The sequence below is a fragment of the Larkinella harenae genome (assembly GCF_054780515.1).
In genome coordinates this window covers 686,485-704,896 of sequence record NZ_BAAGWE010000003.1, presented here as the reverse complement: position 1 = coordinate 704,896, position 18,412 = coordinate 686,485, and the positions used below count along the sequence as shown (strand labels likewise).

At 48.5% G+C, this 18,412-nt stretch carries 16 protein-coding genes and 1 rRNA gene; 11 read left to right on the top strand and 6 right to left on the bottom strand.

Annotated features, from left to right (window positions below):
* The first annotated feature begins 11 nt into the window (after window positions 1-11).
* The 11 genes from rrf to typA all read left to right on the top strand — a co-directional run bounded on the left by rrf (window position 12) and on the right by typA (window position 13,031).
* Window positions 12-123: ribosomal RNA gene (gene rrf / locus ACYVH9_RS20010) — 5S ribosomal RNA — on the top strand.
* Between the two features lie 187 nt (window positions 124-310).
* Window positions 311-676, top strand: a complete 366-nt coding sequence (locus tag ACYVH9_RS20005) for an ISAon1 family transposase N-terminal region protein (protein WP_460638155.1) — start codon at window positions 311-313, stop codon at window positions 674-676.
* 654 nt (window positions 677-1,330) lie between these two features.
* Entirely contained in the window at window positions 1,331-1,960 is a 630-nt protein-coding gene (locus ACYVH9_RS20000) for a TetR/AcrR family transcriptional regulator (protein WP_460638154.1), read from the top strand.
* Window positions 1,917-3,335 (top strand): TolC family protein, encoded by a 1,419-nt coding sequence (locus ACYVH9_RS19995; RefSeq protein ID WP_460638153.1) that lies wholly within the window; start codon window positions 1,917-1,919, stop codon window positions 3,333-3,335. The genes ACYVH9_RS20000 and ACYVH9_RS19995 overlap by 44 nt, the downstream gene beginning before the upstream one ends.
* A 43-nt stretch (window positions 3,336-3,378) precedes the next feature.
* Window positions 3,379-4,512 (top strand): efflux RND transporter periplasmic adaptor subunit, encoded by a 1,134-nt coding sequence (locus ACYVH9_RS19990; RefSeq protein ID WP_460638152.1) that lies wholly within the window; start codon window positions 3,379-3,381, stop codon window positions 4,510-4,512.
* A 38-nt stretch (window positions 4,513-4,550) separates the two neighbouring features.
* Window positions 4,551-7,976, top strand: a complete 3,426-nt coding sequence (locus tag ACYVH9_RS19985; RefSeq protein ID WP_460638151.1) for an efflux RND transporter permease subunit — start codon at window positions 4,551-4,553, stop codon at window positions 7,974-7,976.
* A 67-nt stretch (window positions 7,977-8,043) separates the two neighbouring features.
* Window positions 8,044-9,321: a metallophosphoesterase gene (locus tag ACYVH9_RS19980; protein WP_460638150.1), complete on the top strand. Its 1,278-nt coding sequence runs from the start codon at window positions 8,044-8,046 to the stop codon at window positions 9,319-9,321.
* Window positions 9,322-9,391: 70 nt separating this feature from the next.
* Window positions 9,392-10,240 (top strand): dienelactone hydrolase family protein, encoded by an 849-nt coding sequence (locus ACYVH9_RS19975; RefSeq protein ID WP_460638149.1) that lies wholly within the window; start codon window positions 9,392-9,394, stop codon window positions 10,238-10,240.
* A 105-nt stretch (window positions 10,241-10,345) separates the two neighbouring features.
* Window positions 10,346-10,636, top strand: a complete 291-nt coding sequence (locus ACYVH9_RS19970; RefSeq protein ID WP_460638148.1) for a hypothetical protein — start codon at window positions 10,346-10,348, stop codon at window positions 10,634-10,636.
* 161 nt (window positions 10,637-10,797) lie between these two features.
* Window positions 10,798-11,013: a hypothetical protein gene (locus ACYVH9_RS19965; RefSeq protein ID WP_460638147.1), complete on the top strand. Its 216-nt coding sequence runs from the start codon at window positions 10,798-10,800 to the stop codon at window positions 11,011-11,013.
* A gap of 203 nt (window positions 11,014-11,216) precedes the next feature.
* Complete coding sequence (gene typA / locus ACYVH9_RS19960; RefSeq protein ID WP_460638146.1) at window positions 11,217-13,031, top strand: translational GTPase TypA; 1,815 nt, start codon at window positions 11,217-11,219, stop codon at window positions 13,029-13,031.
* A gap of 36 nt (window positions 13,032-13,067) precedes the next feature.
* On the opposite strand, the gene ACYVH9_RS19955 is transcribed toward typA, so the two are convergent.
* The 6 genes from ACYVH9_RS19955 to ACYVH9_RS19930 all read right to left on the bottom strand — a co-directional run bounded on the left by ACYVH9_RS19955 (window position 13,068) and on the right by ACYVH9_RS19930 (window position 18,293).
* A complete protein-coding gene (locus ACYVH9_RS19955) occupies window positions 13,068-14,051 on the bottom strand; it encodes a hypothetical protein (protein WP_460638145.1) in 984 nt (327 codons plus the stop codon).
* 17 nt (window positions 14,052-14,068) lie between these two features.
* Window positions 14,069-14,671, bottom strand: a complete 603-nt coding sequence (locus ACYVH9_RS19950) for a hypothetical protein (RefSeq protein WP_460638144.1) — start codon at window positions 14,669-14,671, stop codon at window positions 14,069-14,071.
* Between the two features lies 1 nt (window position 14,672).
* Window positions 14,673-15,965: an LVIVD repeat-containing protein gene (locus ACYVH9_RS19945; protein WP_460638143.1), complete on the bottom strand. Its 1,293-nt coding sequence runs from the start codon at window positions 15,963-15,965 to the stop codon at window positions 14,673-14,675.
* Window positions 15,966-16,090: 125 nt separating this feature from the next.
* Window positions 16,091-16,519: a hypothetical protein gene (locus ACYVH9_RS19940; protein ID WP_460638142.1), complete on the bottom strand. Its 429-nt coding sequence runs from the start codon at window positions 16,517-16,519 to the stop codon at window positions 16,091-16,093.
* Between the two features lie 71 nt (window positions 16,520-16,590).
* Entirely contained in the window at window positions 16,591-17,049 is a 459-nt protein-coding gene (locus tag ACYVH9_RS19935; RefSeq protein WP_460638141.1) for an META domain-containing protein, read from the bottom strand.
* Window positions 17,046-18,293 (bottom strand): serpin family protein, encoded by a 1,248-nt coding sequence (locus ACYVH9_RS19930; RefSeq protein ID WP_460638140.1) that lies wholly within the window; start codon window positions 18,291-18,293, stop codon window positions 17,046-17,048. The genes ACYVH9_RS19935 and ACYVH9_RS19930 overlap by 4 nt, the downstream gene beginning before the upstream one ends.
* Window positions 18,294-18,412 lie beyond the last annotated feature (119 nt).

The following is an 18,412-nucleotide window of genomic DNA, read 5'->3' as shown; positions in this document are numbered from 1 at the left end:
GCAAGAGCTGGGATGGTGGTAAGGGTGCGGGGGAACACCTCTTCCCATACCGAACAGAGCCGTTAAGCCCCGTTACGCCGATGGTACTGGAGTCACTTCCGGGAGAGTAGGTTGCCGCCACCACAGAATGATTAGCCTGCCGGGTTCGCCCAGCAGGCTTTTTTTTGTTGTCTTCTTTCTGGGGGGCAGCAGGTCTAGTGTGGGGAAACGGAGGATCAGTCGGAAAAGTTGGGGGCGCGGAAAAAAGTAGTTGTTTTGCAAAGAATCAATATTAAGTGCCTTGCCAGAGTCCTCCCAAACCCTCGTTCGTTTGCTGGTGCCCGAGGGAATCTTAGGATATTTCGAGCTGTCCAAGGTCGCTCGAACCCGTACCGGTCTGCACATTTATCGGGTTGAAAAGAACGAGCCTCCCATTGACTGTAAAGATCAAAAAATGGAGTCTAAAGGCTTTTTGCCAGAGATCGCCATTCAGGACTTTCCAATTCGCAACCAGCATGTTACCCTCTTTATCAAGCGTCGTCGGTGGGAAGTTAAAGAGACCGGGGCGATCATCAGCCTAGATTGGCATTTAGTCCGGCAAGGCACGCGAATGACGAAAGGATTTGCGGCTTTTTTATCGGGGCGCCGAAGCGAAAGGATTGTATCGATAACAACCCCATCAGTTACTTTCAAGTAGGGAAATACTTTCATCTGGACGGTAAATTACTTCAGCATCAGTACAAAGATCACATCAGTGATTACAAGAACTGGAACCAGCGTGCGCATGCGGCCGAATGGGTTTATATCCTGAAAACCTCAGTGCTTCTCTGAGCATTGACGAGACGTCTCTGTCGAACGGAGAGCTGTATACAATTGTGACCAACAAAGCGGCCATCCTCCAGGGGAGTCAGAGATATTCCCTTCTTCCTATTCCGATTGACCAAACTGTATGCCTAACTGCCCACAACTTTTCAGCTTGATCTCTGTTAATTGGTTTTATCCTGCAAAATTTCGGGTTGACATCAATCTTCTCTACGATTTAGGCTATTTAGAAGGAATCAGAATGTTCTGTCTGCTTGCTTTTGGTAATGCCTTTTCACAAAATGACCATATAGGCTCCCTATTTTTGATTTCCAATCTTGTCTTCCCAGCTGATATCTTCTTTTACCTTTCATCTTCCAAAATAGGTTGTTTCATCCCCAAAATCAGCCGATTCACTCTTTTACTGTTGATCAACAACTTCCGTTGATAGACATTTGTAGTGTGCTCTAATGAAATAATAATGAAAACTATGGAAACTTTGAACTTATTATTAGTTTCCCAAGTTTCGGATTAAAAATGTTCTATTTCATTGGAGGTCAAAGAACGAATCATAGCAAAGGCTGAAGCTCTATTCTGGAAATTCGGTACCCGAAGTATCACAATGGACGATATTTCCAGAGAAATTGGTATTTCCAAAAAAACGCTTTATCAGCACTTTACGGATAAGGATGACATCGTATACCAAGTCATTCAGTACCGATTGGATAAAAATCGCGATACGGTAGTTTGTCATATTGCTGATGCGCATGATCCCATTGAAGAAATACTACTGGCGTCGGAAATGGTGCGACAACATCTGGCAGAAATGAACCCGGCTTTGATGGTTGATGTGCAACGGCTTTATCCAAGAGCCTGGGAAATCTGTACGGAGTATAAAGAAAAGTTTTTGCTGGAGTCAATTCGGTCAAATTTGAGGAGAGGAATTGAGCAGGGGCTTTACAGGCCGGAAATGGATGTGGAGATCATGGCTCGTTTGCGCGTAGAGTTGATACGTATGGCGGGGGATGTCGACGTGTTTCCTAGATTGGCGAGTATGACCGAAGTCCAACTACAGTTACTTCATCATTTTGTGAGAGGAATACTTACCGAAAAAGGATTAATTATCTACAACCAACATGTTCAGAAATATCAGCATGATCCCAATTCCACTTCCCGCTAGAACGCTCCTTGGTGTTCTGCTATTAACGGGGATTTTAGGCTCGGCGATGGCCCAGACACAGCGCGACTTTTCACTCAACGAAGCTATTCAATTCGCAACTCAGCAAAACCTTAATGTCAAGAATACCCAGTTGGATGCGTTAAGCGCTGAAGCTCGCATCAAGGAAGTGAAGGGCCTGGCGCTTCCTCAGGTAAACATTGGTGCCTCAGCCACTTATAATGCAATTATTCAAAAGTTTATTTTTCCGGCAGGTGGCTTTGGTGCTCCCGTTGATTCAACCGCAACGGGCGGTGGCGGTGGGGGCGATGACGTTACAGCGATTCCTTTCGGGGTAAAATACCAGGGAAATGTGGCCGCTAACGTCAATCAATTGATTTTTGATGCCTCTTACAAAATAGGTTTGAGAGCTGCTGCTACGTATCGGGAATTAGCTCAGAAGAACATTACGGCTTCTAAAATCAATGTGGCTGAGCAAGTGGCCAAAGCATATTACGGGGTTTTGGTAAGTGCTGAACGTCTGAAGCTGCTGGATTTAAATATCGCCCGAGTCGACACACTGCTGCGCGAAACCAGAGCAATGAATACCCAGGGGTTTGTCGAAAAGATTGACATAGACCGCCTGGAGGTGCAGTTGAACAATCTGAAAACCGATCGGCAAAATGTAAAGAACTTGGTTGACTTGAGCTATAATCTGCTAAAATTCCAGATGGGCTTACCCATCAATTATCCCATTCAGTTGACCGATCAGATCGAAACATATAGCCAGCAGGACCTCGAACGTGCAGCGGTTTTAGATTCATCTTTTGATTATGGTCAACGCATCGAATTTTCGACTCTGCAAACCCAGGTTACTTTAGCTGATTTGGATTATCAAAGCATTGGAAAGCAATACTATCCTCGTTTGACGGCCGCTGTCACGTACGGGCATAACAATGGCCGGAATAATTTCATGGACTTCTGGACTACACAGTGGTTCAATTCGGCGGCTGTTACGCTGAATCTGAACGTACCGGTTTTTGACGGTTTTCAGAAGCGATACGCGGCTCAACAACGGAAAATAGCCGTTGATAAAGCGCGGCAAAGTGGAGAGTTGCTCAAGAATTCGATTGACCTACAGATTAAACAGGCAACAGTAACGCTCACGAATAACCTGCAAACCTTGCAAAGCCAGAAACGAAATATGGACCTGGCCGAAGAGATTGTGCGGGTTACCCGAATAAAATACAAAGAAGGTGTCGGTTCTAATATTGAGGTGTTAAATGCCGAAACCTCGTTCCGGGAAGCCCAGACCAATTACTTCGCATCACTACTGGATTATATGATTACCAAGGTTGATCTGGACAAAGCGTTGGGAAAACTATACACCGGCCAGTAACCATTCATATTCACGATTTCAAAGCAGTTTACTGATTTACAAGATGAAGACATATTACATGATAGGATTGGCAGCGGCAATTTTCATGTCCTGCTCGTCAGAAGAAAAAAAGTCGGACATAGCCTCGAAAAAACAGGAGTTAGCCGATCTGAAAGCCCAACAAACGGAACTAGCGGGCAAAATCCGGACGCTGGAAGCAGAAGTTTCCAAGCTGGATCCCAATCAGGTCGTTCAAACAAAGGTGAAGGATGTGACGGTGGCACCATTAGCCGCCACCACATTCAAGCATTTTGTGGAACTACAGGGTACTATTGACGCTAAAAACAATGTACAGGTCAGTCCCAAAGCCGGTGGGCCGGTTACGGCAGTGTATGTTAAAGAAGGGGATGCTGTAAAAGCCGGTACGGTTTTGGCCAAAATTGACGATCAGATCTTGCGAGAATCGCTGGAAGAGATTCGGAACCAGCTCACCCTGGCGAATACAGTTTACGAGAAGCAAGCCAACCTGTGGAAACAGCAGATCGGCACGGAAATTCAGTATCTGCAAGCGAAAAACAACAAGGAAGGGCTCGAAAAGCGGCTGGGGACGCTCAATGCCCAGCTCTCGCAGTCGAACGTAACCTCGCCGATTTCGGGGGTGGTAGACCGGGTCAATGTGAAAGCGGGTGAAACGGCCATGCCGGGCGTCGGTATTGTCAACGTCGTTAACCTGTCGCAACTGAAAGTGGTGGCCAAAGTGGCTGATTCGTACGCGGGAAGTGTGCGTCGGGGTGATGCCGTTGTGGTCCGGTTTCCAGACATCAACAAAGAGCTTACAACCCGCATCAGCTTCGTTTCTACCACCGTTGATCCGTTGAACCGAACATTTACAATTGAAGCTCCGCTACCGTCTGACAACAGCCTGAAGCCGAACATGCTGGCGCAGGTTAAAATCAATGATGTTTCGAAACCAAAAACCATTGTTATCAACCAGAATCTGGTGCAGAGCACGGAAAACGGACAGTTGGTGTACGTGGCCGTAAACGATAAGAATAAGAAAGTAGCCAAGGCCCGTCAGGTAAAAACCGGTCTGAGCTACGGGGGGCAGGTAGAGATTACGGACGGGTTACAGGCGGGCGATCAGCTCATTACACAAGGCTATCAGGAGTTGGTTGACGGACAACCGATCAACTTTTAAGTTTCCTTTTTCACGAGTGGCACAAACAAACCATCGCCATGAAATTTGAACAGTATAAAACCCTGGGATTCACCAACTGGTGCGTAGAGAACCGGACGGCTATTTACATCTTTACGTTTATCATCACATTAGGCGGATTGGTGGTTTATAATAACCTGCCCAAGGAGCAGTTTCCTGACATTAAAGTACCTCAGATTTACATCAATACAATTTATCTGGGTACCGCTCCGGCGGATGTAGAAAACACCATTAATAAACCCATCGAGAAACAGTTAAAATCAATTAATGGCGTTAAGAAAATCAAATCCAATGCCTTGCAGGATGTATCGGTTATTCTGGTAGAATTCAATCCGGATGTACAGATACCTGATGCCTTGCAGCGGGTTCGGGATGCCATCGACAAAGCCCGTCAGGATTTACCTCAGAAGCTCGACAATGGCCCCACAGCACAAGATGTCAATTTCTCAGAATTCCCGATCATGAACGTCAACCTGGCGGGGAACTTTTCACTGAAGCGATTGAAGGAATACGCCGAGGATTTGCAGGACGGGATTGAAGCCATGCCGGAAATCAGTCGGGTTGATATCGTGGGCGCGCTGGAACGGGAGATTCAGATCAACGTTGATTTGCCCAAAATGCAATCGGCGGGGCTGGCATTCTACGACATCCAGCAGGCCGTGCAGGGTGAGAATATCAACGTGTCGGGTGGTGAACTCAATGTAGACGGTGTTCGGCGGACGCTGCGGGTAAAGGGCGAATTCAACGCGGTGCAGCAATTGCAGAATTTGCAGATTCGGACGTCGACGGGTGCCACGGTTCGGCTGGGCGATGTGGCCGATGTTCAGGACAGCTTTGAAGAACAGCAGGATTTTGCGCGGTTGAATAATAAATCGGTTGTAACGCTGAATGTGATCAAGCGCTCCGGTGCAAACCTGATTTCGGCGTCTGACAAGATTGAAGAAATCATCAAAGAATACCGTGAGACCCGCTTTCCACAAGGGTTGGATATCAAAGTCACCGCCGACCAGTCTGAGCGGACCCGCGCTGACTTGCATGACCTGATCAATACCGTAATTCTTGGTTTTATTTTCGTTGTATTGGTTCTTATGTTTTTCATGGGCGTTCGGGATGCCATTTTCGTTGGACTTTCCGTACCGCTTTCGGCGTTGGTGGCCTTCGTATGTATGCCCATCGTTGGGCCGGTGGTCGGAACGGTTTTTACCCTGAATACCATCGTTTTGTTCGCGTTCCTGCTTGGTCTGGGCCTGGTCGTAGACGATGCCATCGTGGTTATTGAAAATACGCACCGCTTGTTCAACCTCAACAAAGACTGGGACATTAAAAAAGCCGTAAAGGCGGGTGCGGGTGAAGTATTTATTCCGGTGTTGTCTGGTACGCTGACCACCATTGCGCCGTTCTTTCCGCTGTTATTCTGGCCTGGAATCGTGGGTGAATTCATGAAGTTTTTGCCGCTAACGTTGATTCTAACCCTGTTCTCGTCCCTGTTCGTTGCGTACGTTATGAACCCGGTCTTTGCCGTCACGTTCATGAAGCGCCACGACGAGGATCATCATGAGGATAATCAGGGCTTTCAACCCATCCGTCGGCCATTGATTATCATGGCGGTTCTGGCGGGTTTGGGCTATGTGATCGACCGCGGTATTGGTAATTTTATGGTGTTTTTCATCATTCTGTACGTATTCAACCACTATATCCTCACCCCTTATATTATCGTTCCGTTCCAGGAAAAACTGCTGCCCAAGTTGAAAAATGGGTATCGGAAACTCATATCCTGGGTATTGGTCGGCTGGCGGCCCGTCGGAGCAATCGTCAGCATGGTTGTATTACTGGTCTTGACGTTTTTCCTGATGGGTATCGTACAACCCAAAGTGATTTTCTTCCCGAGTGGTGATCCGGACTACATTTACGTTTACAATGTGATGCCGGTCGGTACGGATGCGCAAGTAACCGACTCTGTGACGAAAATCATCGAGAAACGGGTTTTTGACGTACTCGACAAGCATAAGGCGAATGACATTGTAAATTCCGTGATTGCCAACGTAGGAAAAAACGCCGGTGATCCGTTCAACCCCGACCGGTCAGACACGCCCCACAAATCGAAAGTGACAGTGGCTTTCGAGAAAAAAGAACTCCGGCACGGAATCTCGTCCGAAATGCTGCTCAATGAAGTCCGGACGGCTACGCAGGGCATCCCCGGAACGGAAATCTCGGTTGAAAGGGAAAGCAACGGACCGCCGACCGGGAAACCCATTTCGATCGAAATTTCGGGCGATGACTTCAAGATGTTGCAAAATCTGGAAAAACAGGTACGCCAGAAAGTAGCCCAATCCGGAATCCAGGGAATTGATCAGTTGAAGTCCGATTTGATTACCAACAAGCCGGAGATTGTCATCAACATTGACCGGGAGAAAGCGGAGCGCGAAGGCATCTCGTCGGCGCAGGTAGCAATGGCCGTTCGAACAGCCTTGTTTGGATTGGAGGTGTCCAAGTTCCGGGATGACAAAGATGAGTACCCCATCATGGTTCGGCTGAAGCAGGACGACCGTAGCCAGATCGAGCGTCTGCTGAGTTTGAATATCGTGTACCGCGACATGAACCTGGGTGGCCAACTGCGGCAGGTGCCAATTCAGTCGGTGGCCAACATCAGCTATTCGACGACGTTCAGCCAGATCAATCGGCAAAATCAGGAACGGGTTGTTACGTTAGCATCCGATGTCGTGCCCGGTTATAACGCCAACGAGATTGTGGGCCAGATTCAACAGCTGATCACAGAGATCGAAGTTCCAAACGGATACGTCATCAAAATGGGCGGTGAACAGGAGGATCAGGCGGAGTCGATGAACTTCCTAACGTCGGCTTTCGGCCTGGCCATGTTGCTGATCTACCTGATTCTGGCCACGCAGTTCAATTCGGCGGTCAAACCCGTCATTATTTTCTTCACCATCGTGTTGTCATTGATCGGGGTCTTGCTTGGATTCATGATCACTGGAAAAACATTCTCCGTCATCATGTCCGGAGTCGGTATTATCGCGCTGGCCGGCATTGTGGTGAAAAACGGTATTCTGCTCATTGAGTTCATCGAAGAGCTCCGGGAGCGGGGTACGCCGTTGCGCGAAGCGATCATTGAAGGCGGAGCGATTCGTCTGACGCCGGTTTTGCTGACCGCTTCAGCGGCTGTACTTGGGCTGGTGCCGCTGGCCTTGGGTCTAACCATCGACTTTGTCGGACTCTTCCAGAATTTTGCCCCACACATCATTATCGGTGGCGACAGTGCGGTGTTCTGGAATATCCTGGCCTGGACGATCATCTACGGACTGACCTTCTCAACGGTTTTGACGCTGGTAATCGTGCCGTGTATGTATTGGGTCAGTGAGCGAGTGAAAGGACGGTTTTCGAAAAAATCGTCTGAACGGGTCCACGAACCTGAATTAGTAAACGAATAACTAACTGTATAGAACCGAAAAACCCACAGTGTTTGTTTACGCTGTGGGTTTTCTATTTTCAACCATTATGAACCGTCTTGTTTTGTTTGTCATTGTATCGGCCATTCTCGTCCTGATTGATTGGTATGTTTTTCAGGCCGTCAAAACCGTAACTCGCTCAACTTCAGAAGCTACGCAGCGGGTTATTCATTATATTTACTGGGGTTTCACCGCCATTACCGTTATCACCTACCTGACGATGCAGGTGTTGCCACCAGACGCGGTAGGGCGGGTAACGCGAGGGTTTATCTGGACGGCCATTCTGATTCCGTATTTTTCCAAAACCGTTGCCATTCTGTTTATTTTCGTCGATGATCTGGGGCGATTTGTGCGTTGGGTCGCTTCATTGTTTTATCGACCCGATATTCGGGCGGCAGTTAACGATACAACCCAGGCCACTATTCCGGCTACGAACGTTATTCCGCGTTCCGAGTTTTTGATGAAAACCGCTCTGATTGCGAGCACCGTGCCCCTGGTAGGGTTTACGTATGGGATCATCTCCGGTGCGCACGATTACCGCATCCGGCGCATTAAACTACCGCTTAAAAATCTACCTTCGGGTTTTGATGGACTAAAAATTGCTCAACTGTCGGATATTCATTCCGGGAGTTTCTTTAACAAGACGGCGGTGAAGGGAGGGGTAGAAATGCTATTGCGCGAAAAGCCGGATGTCGTTTTTTTTACCGGTGATCTGGTCAACGACACGGCGGATGAGGTAGAACAATACATCGATATTTTCAACAAGGTTAAAGCACCGATGGGCGTTTATTCGACGCTGGGTAACCACGACTACGGTGAGTACGTGAACTGGCCGAGCCTGCAAGCCAAGCGTCAGAATTTGCAAAACCTGATGGCCGCCCATAAACTCCTGGGTTGGAATTTATTGATGGACGAAAACCGTGTTTTAGAACAAAACGGGGACAAAATCGCTTTAATAGGCATCCAGAACTGGGGTTCAGGCCGGTGGCCCAAATACGGCGATCTGGCCAAGGCATATAAAGGTGCCGAAGATTACCCGATTAAACTGTTGCTCTCGCACGATCCAAGTCATTGGGATGCGCAGGTTCGGCCGCAGTTTTCGGACGTTGATGTCATGTTTGCGGGCCACACACACGGTATGCAGTTTGGGGTTGAAATAGGCAATATTCGATGGAGTCCATCGCAATACGCTTATAAACAGTGGGCTGGTCTGTATCAGGAGGGCCAGCAATACTTGTATGTCAACCGGGGATATGGCTATTTAGGGTATCCGGGCCGAGTTGGTATCCTGCCGGAAATAACCATTTTTGAGTTGAAGAAAGCATAATTCCGAACCGCCGGTCGGCCCAGCCGACCGTTTTACTTTAGCATCCCAGGACATAATCTAAAACCACGCTATGAAAAAACTCTCACTTTTTGCCTGTGGCCTGTTGGCCGCGCTGGCTTCTTATGCCCAGGCGCCGTCCTGCTGCGACCAGCCCACGGCTGATGTTTCGAATGATATGGCACTTTTGGCCAGTAATAAATCATTTGTTATGCTGCACGAAGAACCATTGCCCTTTCATTACCAGAGCGCTGCGGGTGAGATGGTGAAATTTAAAACGCCCGATGGAAAGGAAGCCAACGGGTTTTTGCTGAAAGCACCGAAGGAAACCAACAAATGGCTGCTGGTCTACCAAGAATGGTGGGGCCTGAACGATTATATCAAGCAGGAAGCAGAGAAACTTTACAATGATCTGAAAGACGTCAATGTCCTGGCGGTAGATATGTACGACGGTAAAGTGGCAACCACCCGCGAAGAGGCTTCCAAACTGGTTCAGGTACCCCGCGAACGGTTGGGGGCTATTATACAGGGCGCCATTTCGTATGTTGGCCCCCAGGCTCAGGTGGCCAGTGTTGGCTGGTGTTTTGGCGGAGGCATGTCATTGCAATCCGCCATTCTGGGCGGCAAACAAACCGTGGGCTGTGTGTTGTATTACGGTCAGCCGGAAAAAAACGTGGATAAGTTAAAAGCCCTGAACACGGATGTACTGGGTATTTTCGGGGCGCAGGATTCCGGCATTCCGCCCGCAGCGGTGGCCGAGTTTGAAAAGAACATGAAAGAAGCTGGCAAGGGAGTAACCATCAAAATGTACGATGCTCCCCACGCTTTTGCGAATCCCAGTAATCCGGGGTTCAATAAAGAAGCTACCGCCGACGCTTACCAGATCACCCTAAATTACCTGAAAAGCCATTTGAAAGTGTAAGGCAGTTTGGCAATCTGAACAACTTTTTTGGATTATGCGTTAAACTTATGAGAACCAAACGAGTCTAACGGTTATCGACCTGTGTAACTAAAGACTTTTGTGATCATGAAAACGCATAATCTGACTTCGTTGCTGGTGATTGCAGTATTAGGAATTGTGTTGACCAGTTGTGCGCCTTCGGTGGGGGTAAGAGCCGATTATGGCTATGGACCCCGGTACGGATACGGTTATAGCCCATACCGTTATTATCGTCAACCGCCGGTTATTGTAACCCCACCGCCCCGGGTCTATTATAAATCGCATCCCCGGCGTCACCGGGAATATCGTTATCGTAATTACCGGAGAGCCCCGCAACAATACGGATATCGCCAAAACCGCAGCCGTGGGCCGCGTTAAGGCAATGTTTCATAAAAAACCGTTGCGTAAGCAACGGTTTTTTACTTTCTGCTGCGCTATCTTCCCCTTTTGCTGAATTGACTGAATAGAAAAAAGTTTATCAACTTTACGTAATTTTAGCTTGTCTTTGCGTTTTAGCAATAAGAAGAGCCGGTGAATCTATGAAAAAGCTTTTGATACTGTGTCTAACCCTGGGATTGATGCTTCCGCTGGAAGCCACGGTCGAAGCGGCAGCGGTTGATGTGCGCTCCGTAAATGGTGAACTACAGAACACGTTGGTCTTAAAACGGAAAAAAGCACGCGCTTATCGGAAAAAGAAAGGCTTTATGTGGGGTCTTTTTAAGAAGAAAAACGGGTGCGGTTGTCCGAAGTTCTAATCCGTACGTATCGTAAATTGTACTTATAGCCGGGGTAACCCGGCTTTTTGTTTTTCAACAGGTTAATAAATTGTAAAATACTGTTATTCAGCTAAAAATTCCGTATCTTTGCGGCTTAATTGAGAAGACAATAGAAATCCCTTTTAACAAACCGGACGAAAGCGCCTTTTACCTCTTGTCTTTGCTCTTTTATTAAACCTTGTATGCAATCTATTCGCAACATAGCTATTATAGCACACGTTGACCACGGGAAGACTACGCTGGTCGACAAAATTATTCACGCTTCCAAGCTCTTTCGGGAGAATCAGGAGTTCGGTGATCTGATCTTGGATAACAATGACCTGGAACGGGAGCGTGGTATCACGATTGTATCGAAAAACGTTTCCGTACGTTACAATGATGTCAAAATCAACATCATCGATACCCCCGGTCACTCCGATTTTGGGGGTGAAGTAGAACGCGTTTTGAAAATGGCCGACGGCGTATGTCTGCTTGTTGATGCCTTTGAAGGTGCGATGCCCCAAACGCGCTTCGTACTTGGCAAAGCGCTGCAATTGGGATTGAAGCCGATTCTGGTCATTAACAAGGTTGACAAAGAAAACTGCCGTCCGGAAGAAGTACACGAAGAAGTGTTCGATCTGATGTTCAACTTGGGTGCCACCGAAGAGCAATTGGATTTTCCGACGGTTTACGGATCCTCGAAGCAAGGCTGGATGGGCCCCGACTGGAAAACGCCAACGGACAACATCACGTACCTGCTGGATACCATCGTGGAGCATATTCAACCGGCTCCCGTGCTGGAAGGAACACCGCAGATGCAAATTACCTCCCTCGATTATTCGGCTTTTGTGGGCCGGATCGCCATTGGCCGAGTAGTACGTGGAACCCTGAAAGAAGGCGCTAACATGGCGTTGGTGAAAGCAGGAGATGTCATTAAAAAGGTTAAGATTAAAGAACTGCAAACGTTTGAGGGCTTAGGCAAACAAAAGGTGGCCGAAGTACAATGCGGTGATATCTGCGCTGTGACCGGCCTGGAAGACTTTGAAATTGGCGATACCCTGACGGATGCTGAAAATCCGGAAGCACTCGACCGGATTGCGGTAGACGAACCGACGATGAACATGTTGTTCACGATCAACAACTCACCGTTTTTCGGGAAAGAAGGCAAGTTTGTTACATCGCGCCATTTGCGGGATCGGTTGTATAAAGAGATTGAGAAAAACCTGGCATTGCGGGTTGAAAACACGGATAGCGAAGACCGTTTCCTGGTATACGGACGTGGTATTCTGCACTTGTCGGTTCTGATCGAAACCATGCGTCGCGAAGGCTATGAGCTACAAGTTGGTCAGCCGCAGGTGTTGTACAAGTTCGATGACAACGGCAATCGCCTGGAACCGGTTGAAACGCTGGTCGTGGACGTGCCGGAAGAAACCGCCGGAAAGGTAATCGAGCTGGCCACGCAACGGAAAGGTGAGCTGCTGATTATGGAACCGAAGGGCGATTTGCAGCACCTGGAATTCGAAATTCCGTCGCGCGGGTTGATTGGTTTGCGTTCGAACGTGCTGACGGCTACGTTTGGTGAAGCCGTCATGACGCACCGTTTCAAAAGCTTTGAACCGTACAAAGGTGCCATTCCTGAGCGGATCAACGGTTCGTTGATCTCAATGACCAGTGGCGTTGCTACGGCTTACTCCATTGATAAATTGCAGGATCGGGGTACTTTCTTCATCGAGCCGGGTGATGAGGTGTATACGGGTCAGGTAATTGGTGAGCATAACCGCCAGAACGATATCGTTGTGAACGTACAAACCGCGAAGCAGTTGACGAACATGCGGGCTTCGGGTTCAGATACCAACGTTCGGATTGCACCGAAGGTATCGTTCTCCCTGGAAGAGTCCATGGAATATATTCAGAAAGATGAATACCTGGAGGTAACGCCAAAGTCGATGCGGATTCGGAAGATCTACCTCGACGAAAACGAGCGGAAACGCAATCAGCATAAATTTGCGATGGCATAAAAAACAAGAGCCCCGGCCTAAACCGGGGCTTTTTAATTAAAGACGTTTTACCACTTGAAAACCGAGGGCCAAACCGTCGTCAACGGGAGGTGTATACACATTGATGGACACTTTCCTGTGCGATTGTGCTTTTTTGTACGCGCTTCGATTGATCAGGCTCAGCAACGTAGTTGCGGCTCCCGCTCCGATGTTGATCATCGAAACGGTTCGCTTCGACCGGTTACTGGGTAGTTCCCGGCCATAATAGGTGCTTTGAGTCAGGACGTTGTAATCATAGGAAAACTTTTCCAGGTTGATGATTCCCAAAGTCGTGGTCGCAAGTCCGGTCAGTATGCCCCAGGTGCTGATTTGTTTAGGATTCATACCCGGCCGGTTCATGAACTGTGCCCCACTTAGGGCCACATTGGCACCATTTAATAAGGCCGACGAAATAGCGTACGAGTTGGTGACCTTGTATTGTTTTGAAATAACCGGCGGAGGAGGGGGCGAATACGACGGCTGAATCATCTGGCATTCCTCCCGCGTCAACCCCGACTCGGCAATCCAGTTCAATAAGTCCGGATCGTCCATTTCGTAAATCGTTGCGTACTGGTAGCGATCATTGATTTTTTCAGCCATTTCCCGGCCGGCAGTTTGTTCAACCAGGTAACCCACTGCACAGATTGCTCCATCTTGATCAATAAAACACGGTTTTCGTTCGTGTTGATAGCTGTAATTCTTGGGGAAAATACCGCGTTGCCGGTATTCCTGTAATTTGTCCAGCAATAGAAGCCGTTTCTCTTGCCGCTCCGTGCTTAAATCATTAGTATTCTTTTGCCGCAATTGGTGTTCGACGTATTCAAGATGGGTATGAATGCGCAGACTGTCATTGGTTGTTTCATTCGGTTCATAGCCAAACTTGGCAACAAAACTTTCGTTGCCGATCAGCGGATTGATTGTAGTCGCTGCAATCTGTTTGTCTAATTGCAGGCCCGCAAGGGCTAACAACAAGCCCACAAAGAGTAAAAAACGAGATTTCATACGGCTACGAAGGAACGTTAAAAACTAACACCCAATCGAAAGGCTACTCGGTTATAGACGCGGCTTTCGTGTTTATAAAATTCATTCCAGCCCAACGGTTTTTCGACTTCGGCTTCCTGGCGCCGGTAGCTGAGCGACATAATGAAATTGGCATTCTGGGGCCGGCCAATCCGAAAACCGATACCGGGCGAAATCACCCAGCCACCCCGGGTTTCGTAGCCGGTTGGATCCTCGTGTAGCCACGTAAAACCGTACCCTGTGTCGAGACTGGAGAACACCCGAAGATTCTTTTTCCCGGGTTTGGCCAGATCGTACCGAATACCCGCGCAGACGGGTGTGATAAGGGCCGCCGTATACCAATCGACGCCCACCGTACCGCCTACGGCCAGCCTGGGTCGTAGTTGAACACCGTTGAAGGTTTGAGCCGTTATATTTTGCCGTTTTCCGACGTTCTCCGTCGAGAAATTGATATTGTAGCGGAATTGCCCGAACGAAGCACCAAACTCCGTCATGTTCGTAAAAAAGGGCTTAAAACGCTCCTTCTCCGTTTGGTCCTGCGCGTAGGCTGGAACTACCAGCAGACTCAGCAGCCAGATTATGTTGCCAACGAACGGTTTCATATCAGCTGGCGGGGTAAGGACGTTGGACGGGAATTTTGCTCAGCAGCCGCAGTTTTTTCGGGTTGCTGTAATCATACTGATAAAAGCCGTCCCGGCCAATCATCAGCAGTGATGTCCCGAGCGGAATTACATCGTAAGCCTGAAATCCTTCCAGGTGCTCCAGCTGATCGATTTTCAGCGCATCGGCGGCATTGAATGTTTTCAGACCGTAAGCTCCCTCGCAGATGAACAGGGTTGGAAAGTCGATACCCAGCCCGTGCGGATTTTTCATCGCGTAACTTTTCAGTAGCCGTGGACTGTAAAGATTAGAAACGTCGACTACGTCCAGTTGGTTGGTAAAGCCCTGGCAGGCGTTGCCGGAACGCAGCGTTACATAGGCTTTATCTTCGTGTACGACCACCGGGTCGCAGACGTTGGCGTGGGCGAATGTCGACATCCGGACCGGTTTTTCCGGATTACTGTTGTCGTAAATGTGCATACCAGACTGTGCACCGATGAACAGCTTGTCTTTGTAGGGGAAAATAGTTTCGATACCCCAGCCCAGATTGACTTTGTTGCCGATTTTAGGGTTGGAAGGAGTTCTGATATCAAACAACTGCATATCGGACTGGCTGACGGTATACAGGTAGTTGTCGTACAGGGTAAAACGTGCCATCGAACCGCCGGTTCCGTTGGTGTTGGGCGAGGGAGCTGCACTACTGAAGCTTTGAACCCAACTCCCCCGGCTGTCGAGCGCCATAAAGCAATTGGTGCAGCCGTTGTTCGTCAGCGTGTTCTCGCAATTGGTGCTGACGGTCTGCGTAATGTATTCAACTTTCTGATCGTTGATGATATTCTGTTGGGCATTGACCGACCAGTAACCGCCCTCAAACTGACCATTCGGAAACACGCCTGTAACCCGGTTGATTTCCCGAATATTTTGCAGATTGCTAATATCAAACGCCACCAGATCCATGTAGCTGTCGGCATACAGGGTATGATTACGAATAGCCATGTCGCCATTACCCGGAATCCGTAGAAACGCAACCATTTTAGGAGCCGACGGATTGCGGTTGTCAATCACGTGAATCCCTTCCTTGATTTCGTTGATGAGCAGAAAACCGTCTTTTGTGTAGATTTTACCCGGATTGGCGAGGGTGCGGGGCGGTTCGGTCTGAACGCCGTTCCGGACCTGTTCGATGGTCACGGTAAAGGGCGTGAACTGCCGGATTGTCCGGGTTTCTTTGCATTTGTCGGTGCAGCCAGTCAGGCCTGCCAGCATGACGCCCAGCAAGAGGTAGATGGTAAATCGCATAACAGCAAGGTGTTTAGGTATATCTGCTCAGACCCGGCTGCTTTCTGAAACGTTGGAATAGCCCATAAAAAATTGCCCGGCAGGCAAAGCCGCCGGGCAATCCGGTTTGCACAATGAATCAGAGGTCAAAGTTTTCGGTATTCGTAAACAGCTCCGTCGGCCAGCACCCCTCCTTCGGGAGCGCGTTCATACAGCCGCAGGGTATTTTCCTGAACACCGTAAGGTTGGTAGGTCGTATCGGTATAATAGATCGCTACCTTAAACCCGGCAATATTTTGAATTGGAGACGTATAAAAAGACGTCTTTTCTTCTTCTTTATCGTTTTTCAGCCGCCGGAATGTTCCGTCGGTAGCGTATTCCAGCACTTCTTTATAACCTGCTTCCTGCGCTGTCACCACGGTGCCGGTCATCCCGTACCTGATGTGGGTTAACTCCCACCGACCACTGAGTTGAGAATCTCGTGGAGGTGCTGGCGAGCAGCCACACATCGGCTCGCAGGCCAGGGCGCAAAAGATAAGCGCCAAAAGGAATAAAGAACTACGGACTAATCTCATACGAAAAAGTGGAGGAAGCCGGCTGGTGTGGATTTTTACCGGCTTCCGTACCGTATTATTTTCAGGTTGTATTATTTCTCTTTTTCGTACACCAGGGCGTCCGTGCCACTGTCTCCAACCAGCAACCGTAACCGGCCATCGACAATTTCGTACCGTTTCACGGCTTGCAATTTTTTGAAATAATTGTCTTCAAACGCCATCGCTTCCGGCGGACCAGCCATTTTGGTAGCGCCAATGGCACTAACCTGCACGGCATCCGACGCTGGAGATCCGGTTAGGGTACTGAAGTAGTGGTTTACCGAAGAACGACCACCAATTTTGTAAGCTACCCGGTTAGCCACTTCGCTACTCGCCGAATCGGGCGTCAGCACCAGCGATACGTCAAATTTGGAAGCGGGTTCAACCAGTTTATAAGTTCCAGCCGCCGTGGACGCGGACGCAAACAAAGGCTGAACCGTTGAGTTTGTCGTATGATTACAGGAAGCAGCGCCTAATAGAATCGCTGAAACCAGCATTAGGGTCATTTTCATTGTATTGTTGTTTGTGGATTGACAATCTTACCCATGAAGAGGACCGAACCCGTTCCCTTCTCGGTGATCAGCACCACGAAAGGCCGGTCGCAGATCAGCGAGGGAGGCATCGAAGTTACCTCAACGCCAATGCTGGTTACGGCTGCCGCTTCTGTTCCTTTCTCATCGACAGCAACAAACGTGTTCTGTTTGACAAAACTGACTTTCAATCCCTGCGTGGTACTGATTTTTGAAAAATTGGCTGCATCCGTGAAAGCTGTCGGCATTCCCATTTTTGAGAGCGCATCGTTCAGATTAGCTTCGTACTCCAGCGCAAATTTGGGCAAGCCAATGGCCACTTTGCTTTCTTTCATCGCCTGTTGCAGGTCGGCCCATTCCGTTGCATTCAACGAATTAATGACTGCTTCGGCAGACGAGCTTTCGTTGGGTAGCAACACCGTCATGGAATAGGTGCCATCGCCATAGGGTAGTTCAAATGCTCCGTAGGTAGGCCGGAAAGCGTGGCGAATACCGGCGTTCATGTGCATCATTTTAACGGTTTTATCGGAACCCGAAACCAGTTTAAATGAAGCGTCGGCGGTATTTTTCGGATCAAACTGGTATTTCCAGTCGCCTTTGAAATACAGGGCATTCAGCAGAAACAGGACTTGATCATCCTTAATCTCCTGAATAACTTTCTTTATTTTGGCATTGGTATTGTCGCTCGCCCATTGATTTATTTTATTGATGACCGGAGCCGGATTGCTAAAATCCTCACCCGAAATCTGGGCATTGAACGTCTTTTTGGTAGCATCGAGGTAAGATGGCGCAACGGAAAAACCGTTGCGGTACCAAATGGAATTAGCCAGTTTTGTTGTTACTTTCGGATCAGCGGTGGGCAACCCTTGCATTAAAAACTCATAGGTCTGGTTGGCGTCGGCCGTTGAAACACCTTGCAGGTGCATCGCTTTTTTCATTTCGTCCGCCGTCTGACCATCAGCGCCATTCAGCAGCATACCGAGGGCCATGTGCAGGCTCAGCGGAGAAACAAAAATATTCTCATCCTTCTTCTGCTGTTCGTTAACCCGCTTCAGAAAGTCAAAAGAAAAATCGTTCGTTTTTTGGGCAAAAGCCCGGGCTTCCGGTGTCGATTTCAGACCACCAGTGTTTGGATTGGGTGAATTGTCGTTGTTCTGACAGCCAGCGGTTGTTACCAGCAAAGTTGCTGCGGCTACGAAACTTGAAAAAAATGCTACTCGTCTCATCACAAATCGGTTTTGTTTTCCTCGTTGAGCACTCAATGACAAAGACCCGATTTGTACTGAATAGGTTGGAAGGTGTTGAAAAAATAGAGAGAAAAGTGGGAGAATTAAGAAAAAAAGCA

Excerpts from the sequence above, each read along its gene's own strand:
- ACYVH9_RS19930 (WP_460638140.1), bottom strand. The coding sequence starts at position 18,293 with ATGAGACGAGTAGCATTTTTTTCAAGTTTCGTAGCCGCAGCAACTTTG.
- ACYVH9_RS19975 (WP_460638149.1), top strand. The coding sequence starts at position 9,392 with ATGAAAAAACTCTCACTTTTTGCCTGTGGCCTGTTGGCCGCGCTGGCT.
- ACYVH9_RS19950 (WP_460638144.1), bottom strand. The coding sequence starts at position 14,671 with ATGAAACCGTTCGTTGGCAACATAATCTGGCTGCTGAGTCTGCTGGTA.
- ACYVH9_RS19990 (WP_460638152.1), top strand. The coding sequence starts at position 3,379 with ATGAAGACATATTACATGATAGGATTGGCAGCGGCAATTTTCATGTCC.
- ACYVH9_RS19955 (WP_460638145.1), bottom strand. The coding sequence starts at position 14,051 with ATGAAATCTCGTTTTTTACTCTTTGTGGGCTTGTTGTTAGCCCTTGCG.
- ACYVH9_RS19970 (WP_460638148.1), top strand. The coding sequence starts at position 10,346 with ATGAAAACGCATAATCTGACTTCGTTGCTGGTGATTGCAGTATTAGGA.
- ACYVH9_RS19980 (WP_460638150.1), top strand. The coding sequence starts at position 8,044 with ATGAACCGTCTTGTTTTGTTTGTCATTGTATCGGCCATTCTCGTCCTG.
- ACYVH9_RS19945 (WP_460638143.1), bottom strand. The coding sequence starts at position 15,965 with ATGCGATTTACCATCTACCTCTTGCTGGGCGTCATGCTGGCAGGCCTG.
- ACYVH9_RS19940 (WP_460638142.1), bottom strand. The coding sequence starts at position 16,519 with ATGAGATTAGTCCGTAGTTCTTTATTCCTTTTGGCGCTTATCTTTTGC.
- ACYVH9_RS19985 (WP_460638151.1), top strand. The coding sequence starts at position 4,551 with ATGAAATTTGAACAGTATAAAACCCTGGGATTCACCAACTGGTGCGTA.
- ACYVH9_RS19965 (WP_460638147.1), top strand. The coding sequence starts at position 10,798 with ATGAAAAAGCTTTTGATACTGTGTCTAACCCTGGGATTGATGCTTCCG.
- typA (WP_460638146.1), top strand. The coding sequence starts at position 11,217 with ATGCAATCTATTCGCAACATAGCTATTATAGCACACGTTGACCACGGG.
- ACYVH9_RS19935 (WP_460638141.1), bottom strand. The coding sequence starts at position 17,049 with ATGAAAATGACCCTAATGCTGGTTTCAGCGATTCTATTAGGCGCTGCT.
- ACYVH9_RS19995 (WP_460638153.1), top strand. The coding sequence starts at position 1,917 with ATGTTCAGAAATATCAGCATGATCCCAATTCCACTTCCCGCTAGAACG.